This is a genomic window from Paenibacillus sp. NEAU-GSW1, assembly GCF_009737085.1.
Classification (GTDB): Bacteria; Bacillota; Bacilli; order Paenibacillales; family Paenibacillaceae; genus Pristimantibacillus.
Genome location: NZ_WOVL01000003.1, coordinates 43099 through 63476 on the forward strand (window position 1 = coordinate 43099; position 20378 = coordinate 63476).

A 20378-nucleotide genomic window follows, 5' to 3' on the forward strand; every position below is an offset into this window, starting at 1 on the left:
CTAAAATCTGCTCCGGCATGCAGACATAAGGAATGGACGTATTACAGCCGCAATTCATACAAGCCCCCTGCGTTCCGACGCATAAAATAATAGAGAAAGGAGGTGATCCGCTATGAATCAAAAACAAATCTCGATTGCAGTTTTCGGCAGCAGCGGCGGGGTGGCCAAGTCTGTGCTCGCGCTTCTTGGCAAATCAGCTCAAACTCCCGATGACCCGCTTTACGAGCATTTGCGTCAATGCCGCCTGCATCTCGTAGACTGGAAACAGAGAGAAGCCGGTTATTACAAGGCGATTTGCCCCTCGTTATCGGACAAAATTACGTTGCACAAGCTGGATCTAACCGATTTGGATACCGTTCGCCGGTTTCTTGCGGAGGCGGAAGTCTCGCTCGTCATTGATACATCATGGGCCGATACCGTTGAAATGCTGGAGCTTTGCGACGAGCTTGCGATCGCTTACGTCAACACCGCCCTAGAAATCGCCTCAGTCGACGCCTCGGATCAATTGCACGGCTTCACGCTGCTCGAGCGTTATCATATTTTCGAAGAACGGCGCGGCAGCTTTCAGAATACGAAAGCGATCGTATGCTCGGGCATGAATCCCGGCGTCGTGCAATGGATGGCGCATGAAATGCTTAAGGAAACGCCAGACGAGCTCCCTATCGCCTGTTACGTTGTTGAAACCGACAACACCTTTTACAAAGATAAGTCCCTCGTCAAGCCCCGCACCGTTTATTCCTCTTGGTCGCCCGAATGCTTCCTCGACGAGGCGATCAGCAACTATCCAATGTTTGTCCAACAGCATACCCCGCTTGTCCTCTACAACGACGTTTACGAGCTTCAATTCAAAGTTACGCTTGGCGATATTCAGTTCTACGGCTGCCTGATGCCGCATGAAGAAGTGCTGACGATGGGCCAGCACTATAATATGGAGTTCGGTTTCATTTACAAGGTTAACGACTATACGATCGGCACGATCCGCGACAATCTGCAAAATTCGGATGATCTGTGGGAATGGAATCACAAGGTGCTCGATCCTGGTGATGCAGAATTGACCGGCGCCGATCTTGTAGGCGTGCTGCTTGTCTATAAAGACAAGGAACGCTTCATGTACAACGTCATGGATAACGCTTCTGTTTACGCAAAATACGGCGCGAACGCTACCTATTTTCAAGTGGCTTGCGGCGTCTATGGCGCTGTATGCTCGCTGCTGCTCGATGAAGTGCCGAACGGCGTCCATTATGTCGATGATTTGTTAATGACCGCAGCAAGCAGCTACGGCCATTATGTCTCCCGCTATATGACGCCTTTCATTAAGGGCGAGAATGCAGCCTCGGACGGACTTCTGCTGCAGCGGATGCGGCCATTCCGGTCATCATAATTCAAGCTCTCGAGCTGCCTCTTCTCGAGCAGAGCCGGCAAGCGCGCTCTCGGCTGCCGAAGAGCTCCGCTCGGATACGTCCGGCATTTGCTCCGGTTCAGCGATTCGTTCGACGGCCCGCTGCCGTTTGCGCCCGACTCTTCTTGAATATCGCCGGCTCAGCCTTAAACGTTCTCTAGGATCCATAATAGAACACCTCCGCCGTTGAGCCGACCGGCATCAATTCATCGGCATATTTCTGAATGACTTCCCTGTCTTTTTTGCCAATTGTCGTGTAGCTGTACGCTGCCATATGAACGGTTCCTGTTCGCAGATCATAGCGCCTGTAGGCGAGAATGATGCCGGAGAACAGACTGTTCAAGACGGCAAAGACGGCGGTCTGATCAAGACTGCCGTTCATCGCCGCCTTTCGCAGCGGTTCAGGCACCTCGCAAGGATATACGCCGTCCTCGGGCGCAGCCGAATACGGCTTCACCGTAAAGCACACATCCTGCGGCAAATAATCAGCGGAAAATCGCATAAGCTTAGCCGCATCCGCCTCCTGAAGCCGAAGCTGGTCGTCCCAAGCATATATAACGGCTTTGTGGCTGCCGGCGTTTTGAATGCGTACATAACGAAGCTGCGGCAAATGTTCCCTCACGACATGCTCCATCCATAGACGAGTTCCCATCATTCCACCTCCGAATTGATGCGCACTAGATAAAATGATAGCGCTTACAATTATCATATGGCTCTCCCCACAAACTATTCATCCCATATGCAAATCGTGCAGGCCCGCTATCCCTTGTCAATCGGATCTTAGCTACAGCAATTTTTACAGGATGAACGTATGGAGCAGTTGGGTGAACGACTACTATCACGTTCAAATACCGGACCTTCATCCCGATGAAGGACTTCCGAAAGCTTGGCTTGAAAATTCAATTGAACGCGCAAGAGAACGTCAGCAAATATAAGAATGAGTACTAGCAAGGGCGTGATTCATCTGCGAAAAAAAGCCGGAGCTGCTGACCAGTCACAACGACTGAATCAAGGCTCCGGCCTTTTTTACGTCCATGCCCAGAAAAAACCGTCCCGATCCCAGGCTACTTTGCCCTTATGCAGCTTTCGGAACGCCTTCTTCACTTCTTTAGACAAGGACGGATTGCCATTCTCATTCACAAAGACAAACTGTTCGCCAAACTGCGATTTCACATATTCGATCGCATCGGCTTGATGCAGCATGCCCTTGAACTTGATTTCACTAACCATCCACTCCGCAATCGCTTGCTCTGTTGTCTCCATATCCAGCCACTCCTTTCCATACGAAGAGCTACGATTTCGAACTGTTTTTAATTAACCGGCTGATGTTTTGCTCTTTCTGCTCAATAAAACGGTGCATATAATCATTGCCGTTCCGCCGGTTAAACGCTTCCGCCAGCGTTCCGATCTCCTCATCCAGCCACGCCATCGTCACCCGCTCGGATTCGGCCAGCTTCTTGCGCCGCTTCGTTGCCGACCACTGCTGCAGAAACAACCGGACCGAGAGCAAATACTGAAACCGATCCCACGGCATTTTGCTTTCCAGGCCGAGCCGGATGGTGCGCTCGTACAGCTTGACCGCCTTCGCCATATCCGTCACCGTGAAAAACTCCATGAACACGCCATACTCCGCCAAATAGGACGGCCCTTCGATCGAGCGATACGCCTTCTTGGCGATTTCAACCGCCTGGTCATATTCGCCGAGCTTAAGCAGCGGCACAATCATATTGCTGTACGTATTCTGGGGAATGGACCGGCAGCTCAGCTTCCCTTCGAGTATCGGCTTTATCGTCTGCATGCCCCTCTTTAGATGATTGATTTGGAAGTAGTATTCGCCGAACAAATTTTGCTCGCATGCCCGGCAGTCGGACAGCTGATCCCGAGGCGTTTCCCTCCACTTCTTATACATAGCGGCCGCTTCTTCCATATGGCCCTGCGACAGCATGAAGTTTACCTTCTGCTGATAGTACGCCCGCAGCGAGTAGCCGTACTGCACACATTTTTGCCGGAAATCTTCAAAAATACGCTCGATTTGCTCCAACTCAACCTGCGGCAGCCGCCAAATTTGATTCAATACCCATTTGTAGTGCCACATAATCATGTAGCTGGAGTATTCGCCCGGCCGTTGCTCGAACTTCGCCAGACACCAGGAGAAGGATATGAAAATGCGCTCGGGACAGCCGCATTCGAGCGCAGCCGAGGAATAGTCCATCCGTGCATCATAAGCGTCGCTTTCCGTCATGTGCTGGTCCGCGATGCGGATCGCTTCCTCCATAACAGTCAGCTTCCGCTTGCCGTCAGGCATCGACCATAGCTCGCGCCGCAAGCCATAAAAGCGGTTTTTCATCGCTCGCCTCCGATTGCCTGATTCAAGCCCATATTCATAAACTGAAGCAGCGATTCGTTCATCAGCCGCAGCTCCTCCGCGTTCATTGTATGGTTGCCCATTAGAAGAGCTTGCGTATAGAGCAGCTCGATGCACGTCTGCTGAATATTTTCGTCTTTGGAAGCAGCCGCTTTCCGCACGATTGGATTGTTGTAATTGAAACACAGCTGCGCGAAGGGCTCTTCGTAGAGCTCCTTGCGGATCACATGCACGATTTCCGCGAACAGCCCGTTTGCTTCCCGTTCGCTGTCATCGGCGAGCTTAATGAAATTGACTTCATCGTTTGTCGTATACAATACCGGGATATCGGCCGGCTCAAACCATCTCACCAGACTCCGGCACTGAAACCGTTCCAGCAATTCGTTGGCATACGCAAGAAACGGCTCGATGGACTGCCGCTCTTCCCCGCCAAGCCGCTCGAACCGGCTCGAAAATTCTAAAATATCAAGAACAGCAACGCTCGCCTCTTCCTCAACGCTCGGCAGCTGGCGGATCAGCTCGAAATCGTGGACATAGCCGCCGTTGACGACCATTAGTCCTTGCGATCTTGCGACGCGGGCGATTTGCCGGAATTCATCAAGCGTCGTTGTCACGAGCAGGGAAGGATGGCTTGCGATAATATCGGACATCGCCATATCGCCGTATGACGTTTCAAAGCTTAAGTGGCGGATAATGAGCTCATACAGCTCGCTATCCTCGACTGCCATCGCTTTCAGCGAAGCGTAGTGAACGACAATAATCCGCTTGAACAGCTCCGGGTTGCGTCCCGACAGGTCGATTAAATACCGTTTAATACAATCTCCAAGCTCGTCTCTCACTGCAAAAAAGAGCTCATTCTCCTGGACCGCTTCACGCGAGGCTGTCGGCCGCAAGCTGTTCGTGTTCAGAATGCCGTTAACGAAAAACGCCCATGGAGGCAAAATATTCGGCATTTTGTCCGAAAGCAGCATATTTTTCAAATAGACGTGATGCCGCTTTTCATCCTGCAAGCTGACGGCATAAGGGAGAATATAAGCGACCCCTTCAACGCCGCCAATCGTCGAATGAAGCGGAATGACGTCCATCGGCTTATGAAACGATTCCCGCTCGATATATGCAATTGCTTCATCCCGATCCATTTTCCACGGCGCTTCTGTCTCGTTAATGCGTTCTTCGTCCTTGCCTACCGTTAAGTAAATCGGGATCGGCAGAAACTGCCCATAATGTCTAAGCAGCTCGTTCACCCGATACGAATCGAAATATTCCTCATATTCCAGCTTCGCTTTCAAGTAAACGGTCGTCCCGATCGGCGCCTGCTTCTTCATCTTCTTGATCACGTAGGTGCCGTCCGGCTTGCCGCGCCATTCCAAGGAATCGCCGTCCGCTGCCGATCGGGTGACCAGCACGATTTCGTCGCTTACAACAAAACAAGCGAGCAAGCCTACGCCAAATTGGCCGATGTAATCATCGGACATATCCAAATCGCTCTTCTTCGTCGTGCTTCCGATGCGGGCCAAAAACTGTTCAATTTCCTGCTCCGTCAGCCCGGAGCCGTTATCTTGAAAAGCAATCGTGTTGGAGGCTGTGAACAGCTCCACCGACACTTTCTCCTCGAATTGGTGGCCTAGCCTCTTGCGAGCGGTAATGGCATCCACTCCGTTCTGAAGCAGCTCCCGGATAAAGACGCCGGGGTCGGAGTACAAATGATTCGAAAGCAGGTCGATAATCCCGTTCAAATTCACTTGAAAATTTATATTTTCCATATTATACCTCTATATTCGTTATGAATGACAGACGCAATAATCATTCGAGCAGAAGCGCGCATTTCCTTTTTAAAAAAAATATTAATTTCTCAATCATTATGCTTTGCGCCGTTAGCTTTGACCACGGTAATATTCCGGAGTTACGCCGGTAAATTTCATAAAGGTCCGATAAAATTGGCTCGGGCTGGAAAAACCCATGCTGTAGCTGATTTCCGTGACCGTCGACGAGCCGCGGCGAAGCTGCGCTTTCGCTTCCTCTACGCGAAGATGCAGCACATATTGATAGGGCGTCATCCCCGTCGCAAGCTTGAACGAGCGGATAAAATGATATCGGCTCTGCAGCGCGATCGCCGATAGCGTATCGATGTCCAGCTGCTCGGCATAGCGCGCATGAATGTAGTCCAGCACGCGCAGCACATTTCTGTCGGCTGCTGCCTTCGCCGGCTTTCCTTCAGTCCCTCCGCCCCTCAGTATCTGCTGCAAATCATGCAGCGCCATCGCTTGCGTCTCTTCCACAGCCAGCCGATCGGCAGGCTCCACTGTCAGCATCTGTCCAGCCCAGCGCTGGAAGTACGAGAGCATCGCGCCTGGTTCTAAATGCTGGCGAGCCGCAGGGTCGGTTATGCCCGCACCTCCGCTGCCATGGTTCACGCGTATAACGATCAAACTCGCATCGTCGCTAGTATGAAAATAGTGCCGGTCTGACGGATTCAGCACTAGCCCGTCTCCCGCTCCCAATGTCATATCCCGATTCTCATAGTTGAAATAGCAAGTGCCTTTAACCGGAACTGTAATTTGATATTGGTCGTCATGGGCATGGGGTATATTTTGAAATTGATTATCGATTTTGTGAAGCTCTAATTGCGGTAAAGCCACTTTCATCAGCATCTGCCATCACCCTGCCGCCATTATAGCAAAAATTGCTTCGATGGAGAGCAATTTTCGCGTCGCGCTCCAGCCATTTTTGCATGTACGATGGATAAATCATTTATCGAACGCGAAAGGATGTCGAGAGCTATGTCCCAGTCAAATATTCACACGGAACCGCGTGTTGCCGCAGCCGATTCGACAGCAAGGACCAGCCGGACTGCGATGACCGTCCTGCTAAGCGTCAGCGCAGCCCATCTGCTGAACGATGCGATGCAGTCCGCTGTGCCAGCCGTGTTTCCTGTTTTCCAGCAGGAGATGCACCTAAGCTTTTTCCAAATCGGCTGGATCGCATTTACCTTGAACATTACCGCATCCATTCTTCAGCCGCTCATCGGCCTGTATACCGACCGGCGGCCGCTGCCCGCGCTGCTTCCGCTCGGCATGGTCTTTTCCTTGCTCGGCATGGTCGGGCTCGCGCTGGCGCCATCGTTCGCCGTTTTGCTGCTGTCAGCGGCTTTGATCGGGATCGGCTCCTCTGTGCTTCACCCGGAGTCGTCGCGCGTCGCGCATCTGGCGGCAAGCAAGCGCAGCACCGAAGGAAAAAAACGGGGAGGCAAAGGCTTTGCGCAATCCGTCTTTCAGGTTGGCGGCAATATGGGGCAGGCGTTGGCGCCGCTTATGGTTGCCTTCATCATCAATCCCGGAGGGCGATACGGTTTTCTCTGGTTTACTTTGCTTGCTGCCGCAGGCATTGCGATCCAATACAAGGTTAGCAAATGGTACCGGGAGCATCAGCGGGCGAAGGACGCTGTGAACAAAAGCGCGGCAAGGGCCGGCGGCGGGACGCCTTTCAGCAAATCTTTTATCGCCATTACGCTAGCCATTCTCATTCTGATGCTGTTTTCCAAGTTTGCCTATTTGTCGAGCATGGGCGGCTATTATGCTTTTTACTATATGGACACGTACCATCTCCCGCTGGAGCGCGCGCAGCTGGCCATATTCGCGCTTCAATTTGCCGGAATGATCGGCACGTTCTTCGGAGGGCCGCTCGCCGACCGGTTCGGACGGCAAAAAATCATTTGGTTCTCGATTCTCGGTACGGCGCCTTTCTCGATGCTGCTGCCGTATGCCGGGCCTGTCGGCTCCATACTGCTGTGCATCGCCATCGGCCTCGTTCTCATGTCGGGCTTCTCCGTCATTATCGTCTATGCGCAAGAGCTGCTCCCCGGCCATGTCGGCACGATCGCGGGACTTTTCTTCGGTTTGTCTTTCGGCCTTGGCGGGTTAAGCTCGGTTCTTCTAGGCTGGCTGATGGATTCGCACGGCGTCGATTATATGGTCAAAATATGCGCCTACTTGCCGCTGCTTGGCCTGTTCGCCCTCCTGCTGCCGAAAGATTCGAAAATAATGGCGAGGACGTAGACTGCCTCTTTTCACATTTGCTTGAAGTGCATCTCTATGCTACACTGTACGTAATTTCCAATGGACGGAGGGTTACGTGTGATAGATTTTATCCGAGTTCGTACTTTGCGCGGCTAATTTGCCACTAATAGCGACAAAGCTCTGCCTGTGCGCAGAGGACTCAGGATTAGTCTGTCATTTCCGCACGTAACCCATAGCGACAGCTTAGCATAAGGCATCCGCCTCGGCTCTCGGCTTGTTCAAGCACCGGATATCCGCACATAGCTTTAAGGTGCGGCTTGAATTGCCTTTATGTTCAAGAGCTGTTGCTTTGGCTATTATCGCGTTACGGCGGCACGGACTCGTTTGCTGACAGCCTCTCGCCAAACTGTGAACGAACACAGGCAGACACGCCTGTGTTTTTTTGTTATTTTTCACCTTGGAGGATGATCTACTATGATGGAAAACCAAACCCTGCTGCAGCAGCAGCAAAAAGCAATTATCGTTGGCGTGCAGCTTCAGCTGCAGACCGATTTCGCATATTCGATGCAGGAGCTCCGCAACCTGGCGGACGCCTGCTTCATTGAGGTTGTCGGCGAGCTGAGCCAGAAGGCCAGCCGCGTCAATCCATCCCACTATATCGGTACGGGCAAAATTGAAGAGCTGAAAGCTTTGCATGCCGAGCTGGAGGCGGACGTCGTTATTTTCAACGACGAGCTATCGCCTTCGCAAATCCGCAACCTGGAAGCCGATCTCGAATGTACCGTCATTGACCGAACGATACTCATACTCGATATTTTTGCGGAACGGGCGAAAACGCGGGAAGCCCAACTGCAAGTCGAAGTCGCTCGGCTTCAATACATGCTGCCGCGGCTTGTCGGGCTTCGCGCATCGCTCGGCAGGCAGGGCGGCGGCTCGGGCGTCAAAAATAAAGGCGCCGGCGAGACCAAGCTCGAGCTCGACCGCCGCCGCATTGAGGAGCGGATTACGGCGCTGCATGCCGAGCTGGAGAAGCTCGTGGCGCGCCGCCAAATTCAGCGCAAGCAGCGGAAGAAAAACGAGGTGCCGGTCGTCTGTCTCGTCGGCTATACGAATACGGGCAAATCGAGCCTTATGAACGCGCTGATCGACAAGTTCCATCCGGAAAGCGAAAAACGGGTTTTCGCTCAGGATATGCTGTTCGCGACGCTGGAAACGTCTGTTCGAAGCATCGATCTGCCGGATAAGAAAAGCTTTCTGCTTACCGATACGGTCGGCTTCGTCAGCCAGCTCCCGCATCATCTGATCAAAGCGTTCCGTTCGACGCTGGAGGAAGTGACCGAAGCCGATCTGCTCGTCCATGTCGTCGACTACTCGCATGCTGACTACAGCCAATTGGTCGCCGTTACGAACGAGACGCTGAAGGATCTCGGCGCGCTTGAGCTCCCGACGATTTTCGCCTACAACAAGTGCGACTTGACCAATCATCCGTATCCGCAAATTGTGGACGGCACCGTGTACATGTCCGCCCAGGAGAGCGCCGGTCTCGACGAGCTGATTGCTGTGATCCGCAGCCATGTGTTCAACGACTATGTGCAATGCGAGCTGCTCGTCCCGTTCAGCCAAGGCCGGCTCGTCGCATACTTTAACGAGAATGCCCATGTGCAGGAAACGAGCTATGAGGAAACAGGCACTCGCCTGCGAATGGAGTGCCGCACAAGCGACCTCGAACGCTATCGGAACGATGTGACGGTGCTGCAGGGCTAACTCGAGCGGCCTTTCGCCGCTTGAGTGAACGCTCTAACGGAACGCTCTAACGGACTTTCGTTCCGTTAGAACGACATAGCTGCCGCTCGGCGTTGATCCTAACGGCCTTTGGGGCCGTTAGGATTTCAAAACAGCGTACTATTTCGCCTTTTCTCTGATTGATGGACATTGTAACGGAATCAGTTTCCGTTACAGCGATTCGGTTTCCTCCTGGCGATAATTCTAACAGACTCTGGTTCCGTTAGAACCGCCCTGTCGGCGAACAACAAATAAAAAGCAGATGCGCACGCGGCGCATCTGCTTTTTATTTTGCCGGTCCGCTGGAAGCGGCCAGCTTGCCGATATCGGGATTTTCGAGAATCGGATTATTGTAGCCGTATTGGACGGCATGAATCATCGCGACGCCGAGCTCTCTCATCGAGGTTACGATTCCCGGGAACAGGCGCCGGGTAACCGGATACATCCAGCTTAGCGCGCTATAATAGCGATGCGTGTTTTTCAGCCCTTTGGTCGGATGGATGTACCCGGGGCGGAACATAAACGCGCTTCGGAACGGAAGGCGCAGCAGCTCGTTTTCCGTTTTCCCCTTCACTCTTGCCCACATGCTCCTGCCCTTCTCGCTGCTGTCCGTTCCGCTGCCCGATACATAGGTAAAGGTCAGATCCGGATTTAGCTCCGCTAACAGATGGGCGACATACAGCGTAAGATCATACGAAATGCGGGCATACTGCTGCTCGGTGAGCCCAATGGAGGTTACACCTAAACAATAGAAGCAGGCATTGTAGCCTTTCAACTGATTGCAAACAGGCTCCAGATTAAAAAAATCGTCATGCACCACTTCAACCATTTTTGGATGTGCGATCCCGCTCGGACGCCGATTCAAGACAAGCACTTTCTCTACATCCGGATGCTGCAAGCATTCGTGCAGCACGCCTTCACCGACCATTCCCGTCACTCCGGTAATGATGACTTTAAGCTTCAATGCAAAACCCTCCTTGTTAATGGTAATGGCCTCCGGAGCCGCTCACTGCTTCGCGTAACGCAAGATCGCGATCGCCGCGCGCTCCCGCCGCTCGGCATCCTCGCTGCGCAGCGCTTCTTTGAGCACCGCGATCGCAGTCTGAACCGTTTCCGCGTCGACAAGCACTGCGGGAGCCGCAGCCTCGGCAGCTGCAGAAGCTCCCGAGAACCAGCGCTCCAGCGTGCTCTTGTCGACCGGACGGTCCAGCCAAGCGATGACCCGCTCCTCTCGCAAAAGCCGCACCAGTTCCGGCGCGGCCAAATCTTCCGCAGCAAGCGTCTTGAGCCAGGTGACGCCTCGCCGATGGCAGGTGCCGTCCTCCGGCGTATCCGCGCTCTCAACGTAATAATAGTCGCCGATATCGCCGACATGAACGATATCGCCGTCCACAACAAGCACGTAATCCCCATCCGACATGCCGTATACAAACAAGCTGATTTCCTGAATCCGGTCCGCCAGCTCCTGCCCCTGCAAACCGTAAGCTTTCGCCAGCAACGACATCGTCTCGTCCGGCTGCTCCTGCTGCAAATCGCCAATACCGGGCCAACCGATGCAAATATAATGGTCTTCCAAAAACTGCTCCATTCGCCCTGCTCCCAGCAAATCTGCTTTGATTGCAAATAGTTGCATCGACTGCGCCCCCTTGTTCTTGTTCTACCGCTTACCAGCGAATTTGCTTAATCGTCTCCAGCATCGCAGCCCGCTCCGCCTGATCCATATTCCATCCGGCGATCTCATTCCGGACTCGCTCCATATTCGTAAAGCCTTTTGCCAAGCCGTTCAGCCTTGCCGCAAGCCTCGATCCCAGCAGTTCCGTGCGTTCGGGGTACAGCATGGCGAGCTTCTCCATCGCGTCCGGGTACCGCTGCAAATAATATTTCTGATGCCGTTCTTCAGCCGGATAAAAATGTGCAATTGCCTCGATACGCGTCTCCGGCCGCGGCAGTTCCCGTTCTTCTCTGCTGTTCAGCACGCGGCGGATCGCCTCTTCCTGCTCCGCACTCGCGTAGAACAGCAGCGACATATATTGCTTTCCTTTATAGTCATTAATATTAACGGGGTTATGATTCGACCAGAACAGCTCTGCAAGCTGTTCAAACGTAACGAGCCGCGGATCGTAATGAACCTGCACCGTTTCCGTATGATCGCCCAGTTCCCGATAAGTCGGGAACGCTGTCTTCCCTCCGGCATAACCGACCCGCGTGCCGACAACGCCGGGCATATGGCCGAAAAGCGCCTCCGGACTCCAAAAGCATCCCATGCCGAGCGTAACCGTCTGTACCGCATTCATCCCTACACCTGCTCCGCGTGATTTAAAAGGTTATAAATATGATCCACCGAACGCATCGCATATTCCAGCTGAACAGGCTCGCCGTTCTTCACCACCGCAAGGCAAGGCACGCTCGAAATGCGCCATGCTTCCCGAAGCTTTGGCGCATAGTTCATATTGATTTTATACAGCGTCGCGGGCGTTCCCGCCGCATCGGCGATTTCGAGCATCCGCTCCGCTACTTTGCACGTCCCGCAAAAAGGCGTCGAGAACAAAATCGCATCTACGCCCGTACCAATCCGGTTCATGCCCAGCCATTCGTCTTCAGAAATTTCTATAATAGCCATGTGGCCCATCTTTCCTTTCCTTGCCGTCTTGCTCCTTGCATCTTCGGCTCCGTTATCTCATCTAGTTATTAGTATAAGCCGAAGCTTCGCATATGGAAACAAAGGGAGAACCGTCCCGGCACCGCCGGCGGCTCTCCCCTATCCTCCCTAGTCCCTATTCCAAGCTTGCGCGACTCCGCGGTCTCTCTGTCTCGATAGCAAGGATTTGGAAAACACAACGTCGAATACAAAGAATAAGATTGGGACAGGAGGGCGTGTATGAATAAATTAAATCCGCAAGATGCCGCGCTACAATTTATTGCGGAGCGATGCCTTCAATGTTTTTTTACAAAACAGGGGACAAAACGAAGGTTGTGGGCTTAGCAAACAAGGTGCTGCGTCCGTATGGAGGAACACTATTTGACGGCTTCTCATTAGGAAAAAAACAGGCGGAAACTAATCAAACAAATTAGCATTTATTTTTTCAGAAGGAGACGAACCAATGCCTGCTTTACTCGACAGCCATATAAGCGAGCTTGTCCGGCTGTTCCCTTGCTTCTCCTCTGTCCCTCGCGAAGCTTGGCGCCTGGCGGAGCTCGCGCCTGTAACCCCCGATACCCCGCATACCATCCGTGAAGGCCATATGCTGCAGCACGCGATGTTCGTCGTCAGCGGCTCCATCCGCATATACAAAATCAGTCCGGCAGGCCGCGAGATTACGCTATACCGTGTGCGCGGCGGACAAAGCTGCGTGCTGATGATGGCGAGCATTCTCGGCGAAATGGAATATGAAGCGTCAGCCTCCATCGAGACGGAAGCGGAAGTGCTGCTGCTCCCTGTCGATGTATTCAAGCATTGGATGGATCTGTATGCCCCGCTCCGACAATATATTTACAAGCAGATCGTCGAGCGAATGACGAGCGTCACGCAGCTGCTTGAGAATGTAGCATTTCAGCCGATCCCTTATCGGATCGCAGAATATTTGTGGCTGCAGTCGGCGCATGCCGATTCGCTGCAGCTGACGCATGAGCAGCTGGCGATTGAGCTTGGCACCTCCCGCGAGGTCGTTACCCGGACGCTGCGCAGCTTCGCAAGCGACGGGGTTGTTGCGCTGAGCCGGGGCAGGATCGGCATACCAAAGCGCGATGCGCTGTTGAAAATAATCGAGCGGCATTCGTGACTAAGTCACGGAGGCCGCTCTTTATCTCCCTTATGATCGATAATATTAACGATTAGGGAGGCTAACTAATTATGAATCAATCGTATTACGATCCGAAAAATTTGCAAAAAATACCCGAGCTGGTGAAGCTCGCGCCGGAAGCGGCAACTTCTTTTTTCGAATTTGAGAACAACGTATACTACGCTTCCGACTTGATCCCCCCAAAGACAAAAGAGCTGATTGCCATTGCTGTCGCCCATATCACCGGCTGTCCCTATTGCATTGACGTCCATGTGAAAAAAGGAAAATCGCTCGGCGCAACCAAAGAAGAAATTTTCGGCGCGGTGCTTATCGCTGCCTCCACCCGGGCCGGCGCAGTGCTCAGCCATGCAACGCATGCATTAAACGCATACGATGAAGAGCAGCGCGCAAGCGGCGAAACAGCTGCTCCGTCCAGTTCAGCTTCGGCTTCGCCGCCGGATTGTTTTTGCTAATATAATGAGAATGATTGTGTGATAGCGAGCCTCGTCAGTCGCCTGCTATATGCGCGAGCGCTACCGAAGGCTCGCTCATACGGAGGATGATTTGGTCGATCTCGACATGAAACCTTGCAGCAATAAATAGTTTCATGCTTTGCAGTTCCTTGGCTAAAACCGCAATCTCTTCCGCTGTAAACTTTACATTGGTCGCATAATAATCGTTCATTTTCCGCAGCAGTACGTAGCTCCTCCAGTACGTATTGCTCTGGAAAATCGCTTCATGCACCGCTTCGGGTATTTCAAAGAAGCCGATTTGCTCCTTATTGCGCGAGTAGAGCACGACATCAAACCCCATCGTTCCAACCCCTTTCCATTCCATTGTTGTTCTAAGCTGCGCAACATCTCACACTATTCATCCGATAACAACTATATCGGCATGTCCACTTTGAATAAAGTAGCAGAAATTGAATCGCTCTAAAAAATATGAAAATATAGAATCGGGTGATGATCATATGGATTCAGAACACTGTGCAAGCAATGAGAAAGGGATCGGACACAGAGGCGGACAACGGGCCGGAGCCGGCAGAAAGCCGATCGGAGTAACTAGAAAGCTGTCGCTGACACTCCCTCCCGCTTATTGGGAAGAAATCGAACGGCATTGCGGGGGAAGACAGGATTACGCGGTATCCGCCTTTATCCGCTCCATTATCGAAGATTATCTTCAGCAAGCCGACCAATTATGATTCCGGAAAGGAGCAGCTATTCCAGTTGACCGGACAATTTTTACAGTTGCAAGATTGTGAGCTTTATTATTCTGTGGCAGGAAGCGGACGTCCGCTGATCCTGCTTCACGGCAATTTCAATGACCACCGCATTTGGGACAGCCAGGCCAACGCTTTAGCTCAAAGCTATCAAGTCATCCGGTACGACCTTAGAGGATACGGGTTTTCGGGAACGCCTTCGGCCGGTTACTCCAATGTAGACGATCTGTTAGCGGTCTTTAACCATTTGCAATTAGAAAAAGCCGTGCTGATTGGCTCCTCCTCCGGCGGCGCTGTCGCTATCGACTTCACCCTTGCCTACCCGCATCGGGTCGAAAGCCTCATACTCGCCGCTCCTTCGGTAAGCGGCCGCTCCTATCCGCTGCAGATGACGTGGAACGGCATCAAAAACTACTCCGCTTTTCGTTCCAAAGGCGCGGAGGCCGCTATCGAAGCTTTTATTCAAAACCGCTTTTGGCAATATTTCTTTCCTGAGTCGCACAAGCCAGCCGCTTTGGAGCAGGTCTTAAGCAACGTCCGAAACCCAAACAATTTTTGCCGTATTTCACCCAAGCTGATTACGCCGCCGAAGCCCCCGGCAGCCAAGCGGCTGCAGCAAATAAAATGCCCGACGCTTCTCATCGCTGGCGACCGCGACCATCCATACAACCGCTCCACAACCGACCTTCTGCAAAAGCGGATACAAGACGCCGTCTTGACCGTCATAGCAGATTGCGGACACCTGCCTTTCGTCGAAGAAGCGGCACAATTCAACCAATTGGTGATCGATTTTCTATCTAAGTCATAGTATTTGCTTTTTAATAGGCATTCGAACAAAATGGACTCCAGCGATCTGCACTGGCATGCCGCGCTTAAAAGGTGATTCCTGTATGGTACGGGAGTCATCTTTTTTAGTCCTCACGGATAGCGATAATCATTACAGCAACGGATGCAGCGGCCCGTAAAACAAATGAAGGAGCTGTTCCCGAAAGGGTCAGCTCCTTCTACTTGCACTCTATTCCTCATCTTTCTTCTCTTCTTCGTCTTCTGGCCCCAATTTCGACTGCTCCCGCTCCAGTTCGTCAACGGATGCGTCTGTAACGCCCGCACCGCCGAGACTTGCCGCTTCCGCTTCCGCTTTCGGCATAAACGGCTTCACCGCCACATGCTCTGGACGCTCAAGGCCGTACAGTCCCTTATAAATCTCATCGATCTCTTCGCCGGTCAGGTCGCCGCGAAGCAGCAGCTGCTCCGCTATGGCATGAACGAAATCGCCATGATCCTTGACGAGCTTTTTCACCTGCTCCATTTGATCCTTCAACAGCTCGTTGATTTTCGGACGAAGCGCCCGCAGCGCATCCGCTCTAGAACCGGTAGCCAGCCAGCTGAACAGCTCGTCGCCCATGCCGACCATGCCGAGGTAAGCGCCCGCCATCTCCGTCGCCTGCCGCAAATCGGACGTTACGCCGTTGAGCTTCTTGCCGAGAAACTCCTCTTCCACCGCCCTCGCTGCAAGGCAAACCTGAATCGCCGCCAGAATCTCGCTGTCGCTCCGGTTGTACCGCTCATGCGTCGGCTTGGTTGCCGCAAGACCGAGCGCGTCTCCGCGCCGAATAATCGTCACTTTCCATACCCGCTCATGCGGCTTCAGTAAATATTGCGCCACCGCATGGCCGGATTCATGATACGCGACATTCCGCTTCTCGTCCTGGCTCATCGAGCGCAGCGGCTGCTTAAGACCCCATTCATAGGTCTCCATCGCAGCCCGAAAGTCTTCATAGCTGATTAATTGGGCTCCCCGCTGATGGGCAAGAACGACCGCTTCGTTCACAATATGCTTGATTTGCGCCGGACTGTAGCCGATCGTATCAAGCGCCGCCTTCTCCGGGGTCAATTCCGGCTCGCGCTTCACTTTCTTCAAGTAGTACTCGAATACGTCTACGCGGCCGTCGTAGTCAGGCGAATCGACCCACAGCTTCCGGTCAAAACGGCCTGGGCGCAGCAGCGCCTGATCGAGCACATCCGGCAGGTTCGTCGCAGCGATTGTTAATACGGCGGGCCGTTCCGCTTTCTTGCGCCGCAAGCCTAACGTCCGCAGCAGCTTGGCGAACTTCGTAGCGTCCAGGTTCGGCGGGTCCATTTGCAGCAGCAGCTCGTTGAGCAGTCCCGACCCGCCGCCCATCCCGAACATGCCGCCGCCCATTCCGCCGCCAGCTTGCCGGCTCATCCCAATCGCATCGACCTCGTCGATGAAAATAATGCAGGCGCCGTATATTTTGGCAAGCTTGCGTGCTTTTTTGTAAATCCGCATCACCTTCAAGTTGCCGACGCCGAAAAACATGTTCTGAAAGCTTGGCGCTGACGCATACGCAAACGGAACCTGCGCTTCGTTCGCAATAACCTGAGCCAAATAGGATTTGCCGGTGCCGGGCGGTCCGCACAGCAGCAAGCCGCGGATCGCTTCGCCGCCCATCTGCTTGAACTCTTTTACGCCCCGCAGCAGCGTAACGATACGTTTGGCGTTTTCCACGATCTCGGGATTGCCGCGGTAATCATCCCACGTCGCGCCCGTCTCCCCGGGAAGCACCCAATACGTTCGGCCGCGCGCAAGAAACCAGAACAGTGCGACAAACTGAATAATGATGAAAAGCACGGCGAATAGAAGCTGAAACAATAACCCGGCGAGACTAATCAAAATTCCCCAGGTTGTCGGTCCTCCCTGCCACACCAGCACGCCAATGATGACGAGGACAACGAGCCTAATGAGGAATCTTCGCCACTTAATCCATTGATACTTCCTCATGGCCCACTTCCTTTTCGATTGTTTTAATTTTTCCCCCTTGGATATTCAGTCGTTAGCCGTTATCTTCCTCGCATGTCATATGTATATGATGCTTGCAGTTTGAACTTTCCTGCCAATGCTTGCAGCTATCGAGCTATATTTGAAGGCTTGTCGGGGACAACAAAACCCCCGTCTGTCATTAGACGGGGGCCCCACTTTGATGCCGATTAAACGTTCAAAGTCTAGGATGGAATCCTTTGAACACTCTCCTGCTTCGCCTTCAATTCAACCAGCAGAGCGTGAAGCTGCTCAGTAGCTAAGCCGTGAAGCACCAGGCGGAAGCCTGCTCCAAGCGTCGTCATCGGCACCATCGGATGCTTGTTGTTGATGAGCGCCAGCCGATCGTTGCTGCCAATAATTTTAGAAGCGTACAAGCCGACCGTCTCATCCAGTTGCAAGGAATTAGTCGCCCGCCAAAAATCGTTGTCCGTCAAAAACATCTGATAAATCGGCGTGAAAATCTCGATAGCCGTCGTCAAATCGAGAAAGTTGGTCCACCGCTTCGGCAATGGCTCGATCGGAATCCGCGTCGAGGTTATCGCATCGAAATGGAGTCGATCCTGTTTCGTCACCTCCAGCTTTTTGCTCTGCAGCTCGCGGTTCAAGTTAATGATGAAATTGTACAAATTCAGATCGTGAATAAGGAAAAGATCATCCTTTACCGGCTCCAAATTAGTCGGCTTCAATGGGTTCATCGTCATTTGCACACCCGGCACATTATCCCGGATAAATTGCAGCACCTCGGAGCCGAGATAGAAATGACGTAAAATCATAAAATTGGCGCTTGGGCTGACGAAATTTTTCATCCCCCAGTAAAGTACCCGATGCAGTAATTTGGACGAGGTAAACGCCTTCGGCACGATGCTTTTGTATATTTGCAGCACAATAATCATCAGCCGTGCAAACGGCCGCAGCAGCGGCAGCAAAAACTGTCGGGTCCGGCTTGAGCAATCTCGGAGGTAAACGGCTTTGGCTTCCTCGTTGAACGGAATGCTCTGGTCGAGAAAAATCGCTTGAAACGGGTTCGGATCGTCTCGGTCATGCGGCATTTTATAGTAAAAATCGGCTTCGCTCATCGCTCATTCAACTCCTCAAGCTGCAACAGATAGAGACGCGCCGTCGTCTTCGCCGTTTTAACGATGCGCGCTGCAATTTCTTCCGTCAGCATCGGATGCTGCACAACCGTCTCCAGCCGCTCGAAATGTTTTTCGTCCGAGTCGCTGTGATAGAGCAGGAACGAGACCTGCTCATCGCTGAGCGACAGCTGATCGCGAATCATTTCGCCCCAATAGCGGGCCATCCGGCAGCCGAGACCTTCGATAATCCACATCGCGCCGATCAAATCATACGGATTGTCGCGGCTCGCCCGTTGAAATAGATAGGCGGACAACGCCTCGCTGCCGATATTTTTTTCCACGGATTGAATATCAGCCAAATTTCCTCCGACCGCCGCATAATTGCGTTCCAAAATCTGAAAGTCTCTATGCTCGTCTCGGGCATGGGCGATAAAGGTCGAACGAAGATCAATATGCTCAATCGCGATATAGGAAGCCGCACGGGCAATCCACTGCGAGCCGTCGATGACCTGCTGCCGGATATTTTCCATCAGCGACTTGTAGTCGTCCAGCGTAAATTTGTTATGGTAAAGCTTATGAATGATAGGCACCTGGGCAAGCTTTTGTTCAAAATCAATCCATACCTGGACGAGCTGGCGCACGAGCTGTGCCTGTACCGCATTGCCGTAATCGTATTGAAGGCGGGGCGCCTCCGGCTCCCGTTCCTCAAACGCCGGGCTTGCCTCCTGTCCCGCCTTATCGCCGACAACCGTTAACAGCATATATGAGGTTTGAAAACGTCCGCTTTCTGGCACCATGCACAGCACCTGTTCACCTGGCGACAAGCGGCCCGAATGGAGCAGTTCCTCCAGCATAATGTAAATCGAGGCCGCGCCCGTGTTGCCTTTTGTATATAAATTGGTGAACCATTTATCTTCTGGAATGGTCATGCCGCCAAGCTGCAGCAGCCGGAATATTTCATCGCGAAAAAAATGGGACGAATAGTGGCATACCATCCAATCGATTGCCGAAGGTTGAACTCTTCCTTCCTCCACCAGCTCGAAAAAACGGTTCACGCCGACTTTCGGCATTTCGTTAACGAGCCGGATATCCTGCTTCAAGTTGACGGCCCCGTCATCAGCAGCTTCATGGACGGAACGGTAATCCAGCCATGAAGAGCAGCCCTCGCGCTCTTTGTTTAAGCCGGCGTACATGCAAACGTCATATTTATTGGCGTAAGACTGGTTATCGATCCATTCGACGCGCAGCGACAGTCCTTTTGCCGAAGGCTTGTTTTGCAGCACGGCCGCACCCGCCCCGTCAGACAGCATAAACCGCAAAAAGTCGGTATCGAACGGCAATTGACCGCCACTGAAAGCGGCTTGCGCTTCAAAACGAGTATGCTTGAAAGCTCTGCTTGGAAACTCGCTGGCGCACGATATCGCGGTATCGTGCTCTCCGGACTGAATATGCAGGAAGGCATTTTTGAGCGCGTGCATGCCGCTGGCGCAAACGCCGTGATGCGTGGCGATTTCCATAACGGGCAGCTTCGTTTCCGCATGAACCATACTGGCGAATCCCGGAACGAGCAGATCGCCCTGCGTCGTCGCCGCCGCCAAAAAACCGATCCGCTCATCCAGCTTCTCCGCGTTTCGATCCAACGCGTCGCGGATCGCAAGAGCAGCCATTTCCGCGTTTGAATATAGGCTCTTCTGCTCTTTATCGATTGCATAATGGCGGTAACGAATCTGGTTCTGCTCCAATATGCGGCGTTTCGATTTCGAGCTTTTACCGGCCGTTTTGCCAAGATATTGTTCCATCTCTTCATTGCCGATCGGCGCCCCGGGCAGAAACTTCCCGATACTCGTCAAATAAACAGGTGTCATTGCGCACATCACCCTTCAGTGGTATTAACCTCATG

General features: G+C 52.8%; 21 protein-coding genes. 7 read left to right on the forward strand and 14 right to left on the reverse strand.

Annotated elements, in window-relative coordinates:
- The first annotated feature begins 112 nt into the window (after positions 1-112).
- Positions 113-1381, forward strand: a complete 1269-nt coding sequence (locus GOM71_RS02470) for an S-adenosylmethionine decarboxylase related protein (protein ID WP_156278168.1) — start codon at positions 113-115, stop codon at positions 1379-1381.
- On the opposite strand, the gene GOM71_RS02475 is transcribed toward GOM71_RS02470, so the two are convergent.
- From GOM71_RS02475 to GOM71_RS02500, 6 genes are all read right to left on the reverse strand, one after another.
- Entirely contained in the window at positions 1376-1567 is a 192-nt protein-coding gene (locus GOM71_RS02475; RefSeq protein ID WP_156278170.1) for a hypothetical protein, read from the reverse strand. The two genes, GOM71_RS02470 and GOM71_RS02475, sit on opposite strands and share 6 nt — an antisense overlap.
- Entirely contained in the window at positions 1557-2051 is a 495-nt protein-coding gene (locus GOM71_RS02480) for a hypothetical protein (protein ID WP_156278172.1), read from the reverse strand. Before GOM71_RS02480 ends, GOM71_RS02475 begins: the two co-directional genes overlap by 11 nt.
- A 374-nt stretch (positions 2052-2425) precedes the next feature.
- Positions 2426-2662: a DUF6953 family protein gene (locus GOM71_RS02485; RefSeq protein ID WP_156278174.1), complete on the reverse strand. Its 237-nt coding sequence runs from the start codon at positions 2660-2662 to the stop codon at positions 2426-2428.
- A 28-nt stretch (positions 2663-2690) separates the two neighbouring features.
- On the reverse strand, positions 2691-3746 hold the full coding sequence (locus GOM71_RS02490; RefSeq protein WP_156278176.1) for a hypothetical protein: 1056 nt from the start codon (positions 3744-3746) through the stop codon (positions 2691-2693).
- Entirely contained in the window at positions 3743-5527 is a 1785-nt protein-coding gene (locus GOM71_RS02495; protein ID WP_156278178.1) for an HSP90 family protein, read from the reverse strand. The genes GOM71_RS02490 and GOM71_RS02495 overlap by 4 nt, the downstream gene beginning before the upstream one ends.
- Before the next feature lie 111 nt (positions 5528-5638).
- Positions 5639-6409 (reverse strand): AraC family transcriptional regulator, encoded by a 771-nt coding sequence (locus GOM71_RS02500; protein ID WP_216651695.1) that lies wholly within the window; start codon positions 6407-6409, stop codon positions 5639-5641.
- A 135-nt stretch (positions 6410-6544) separates the two neighbouring features.
- Between GOM71_RS02500 and GOM71_RS02505 the strand changes: the two genes are divergently transcribed.
- Both GOM71_RS02505 and hflX read left to right on the forward strand, forming a co-directional pair.
- On the forward strand, positions 6545-7819 hold the full coding sequence (locus GOM71_RS02505) for an MFS transporter (RefSeq protein WP_156278182.1): 1275 nt from the start codon (positions 6545-6547) through the stop codon (positions 7817-7819).
- 438 nt (positions 7820-8257) lie between these two features.
- The gene (gene hflX / locus GOM71_RS02510; protein WP_483311021.1) at positions 8258-9544 is read left to right on the forward strand and encodes a GTPase HflX; all 1287 of its coding nucleotides are present in this window, start codon (positions 8258-8260) and stop codon (positions 9542-9544) included.
- Between the two features lie 304 nt (positions 9545-9848).
- Here hflX and GOM71_RS02515 read toward each other — a convergent pair whose 3' ends face one another.
- The 4 genes from GOM71_RS02515 to GOM71_RS02530 are packed head-to-tail and all read right to left on the reverse strand — an operon-like array spanning position 9849 to position 12182.
- Positions 9849-10526 (reverse strand): NAD-dependent epimerase/dehydratase family protein, encoded by a 678-nt coding sequence (locus GOM71_RS02515; protein ID WP_156278184.1) that lies wholly within the window; start codon positions 10524-10526, stop codon positions 9849-9851.
- 42 nt (positions 10527-10568) lie between these two features.
- Entirely contained in the window at positions 10569-11195 is a 627-nt protein-coding gene (locus GOM71_RS02520; RefSeq protein ID WP_156278186.1) for a hypothetical protein, read from the reverse strand.
- 31 nt (positions 11196-11226) lie between these two features.
- The gene (gene msrA, locus GOM71_RS02525) at positions 11227-11856 is read right to left on the reverse strand and encodes a peptide-methionine (S)-S-oxide reductase MsrA (protein WP_156278188.1); all 630 of its coding nucleotides are present in this window, start codon (positions 11854-11856) and stop codon (positions 11227-11229) included.
- A gap of 2 nt (positions 11857-11858) precedes the next feature.
- Positions 11859-12182, reverse strand: a complete 324-nt coding sequence (locus tag GOM71_RS02530) for a thioredoxin family protein (RefSeq protein WP_156278190.1) — start codon at positions 12180-12182, stop codon at positions 11859-11861.
- A gap of 481 nt (positions 12183-12663) precedes the next feature.
- On the opposite strand from GOM71_RS02530, the gene GOM71_RS02535 reads away from it, so the two are divergent.
- On the forward strand, positions 12664-13341 hold the full coding sequence (locus tag GOM71_RS02535; RefSeq protein WP_156278192.1) for a Crp/Fnr family transcriptional regulator: 678 nt from the start codon (positions 12664-12666) through the stop codon (positions 13339-13341).
- Between the two features lie 71 nt (positions 13342-13412).
- Positions 13413-13814 (forward strand): carboxymuconolactone decarboxylase family protein, encoded by a 402-nt coding sequence (locus tag GOM71_RS02540; RefSeq protein WP_156278194.1) that lies wholly within the window; start codon positions 13413-13415, stop codon positions 13812-13814.
- A gap of 34 nt (positions 13815-13848) precedes the next feature.
- On the opposite strand, the gene GOM71_RS02545 is transcribed toward GOM71_RS02540, so the two are convergent.
- Positions 13849-14154 carry a hypothetical protein gene (locus GOM71_RS02545; protein ID WP_156278196.1) on the reverse strand — a complete coding sequence of 102 codons (306 nt, stop codon included), beginning with the start codon at positions 14152-14154 and terminating at the stop codon, positions 13849-13851.
- Positions 14155-14311: 157 nt separating this feature from the next.
- On the opposite strand from GOM71_RS02545, the gene GOM71_RS02550 reads away from it, so the two are divergent.
- Together GOM71_RS02550 and GOM71_RS02555 are read left to right on the forward strand one after the other, a co-directional pair.
- Positions 14312-14542, forward strand: coding sequence for a hypothetical protein (locus tag GOM71_RS02550; protein ID WP_156278198.1), 231 nt, complete (start codon positions 14312-14314; stop codon positions 14540-14542).
- Positions 14543-14567: 25 nt separating this feature from the next.
- Complete coding sequence (locus tag GOM71_RS02555) at positions 14568-15368, forward strand: alpha/beta fold hydrolase (RefSeq protein ID WP_156278200.1); 801 nt, start codon at positions 14568-14570, stop codon at positions 15366-15368.
- 207 nt (positions 15369-15575) lie between these two features.
- Here GOM71_RS02555 and GOM71_RS02560 read toward each other — a convergent pair whose 3' ends face one another.
- The 3 genes from GOM71_RS02560 to GOM71_RS02570 form a co-directional block, all read right to left on the reverse strand.
- Complete coding sequence (locus GOM71_RS02560) at positions 15576-17363, reverse strand: AAA family ATPase (RefSeq protein ID WP_156278201.1); 1788 nt, start codon at positions 17361-17363, stop codon at positions 15576-15578.
- Positions 17364-17584: 221 nt separating this feature from the next.
- Positions 17585-18478 (reverse strand): DUF6999 family protein, encoded by an 894-nt coding sequence (locus GOM71_RS02565; protein WP_156278202.1) that lies wholly within the window; start codon positions 18476-18478, stop codon positions 17585-17587.
- Entirely contained in the window at positions 18475-20343 is a 1869-nt protein-coding gene (locus GOM71_RS02570) for a 3-oxoacyl-[acyl-carrier-protein] synthase III C-terminal domain-containing protein (RefSeq protein ID WP_156278203.1), read from the reverse strand. Before GOM71_RS02570 ends, GOM71_RS02565 begins: the two co-directional genes overlap by 4 nt.
- Positions 20344-20378 lie beyond the last annotated feature (35 nt).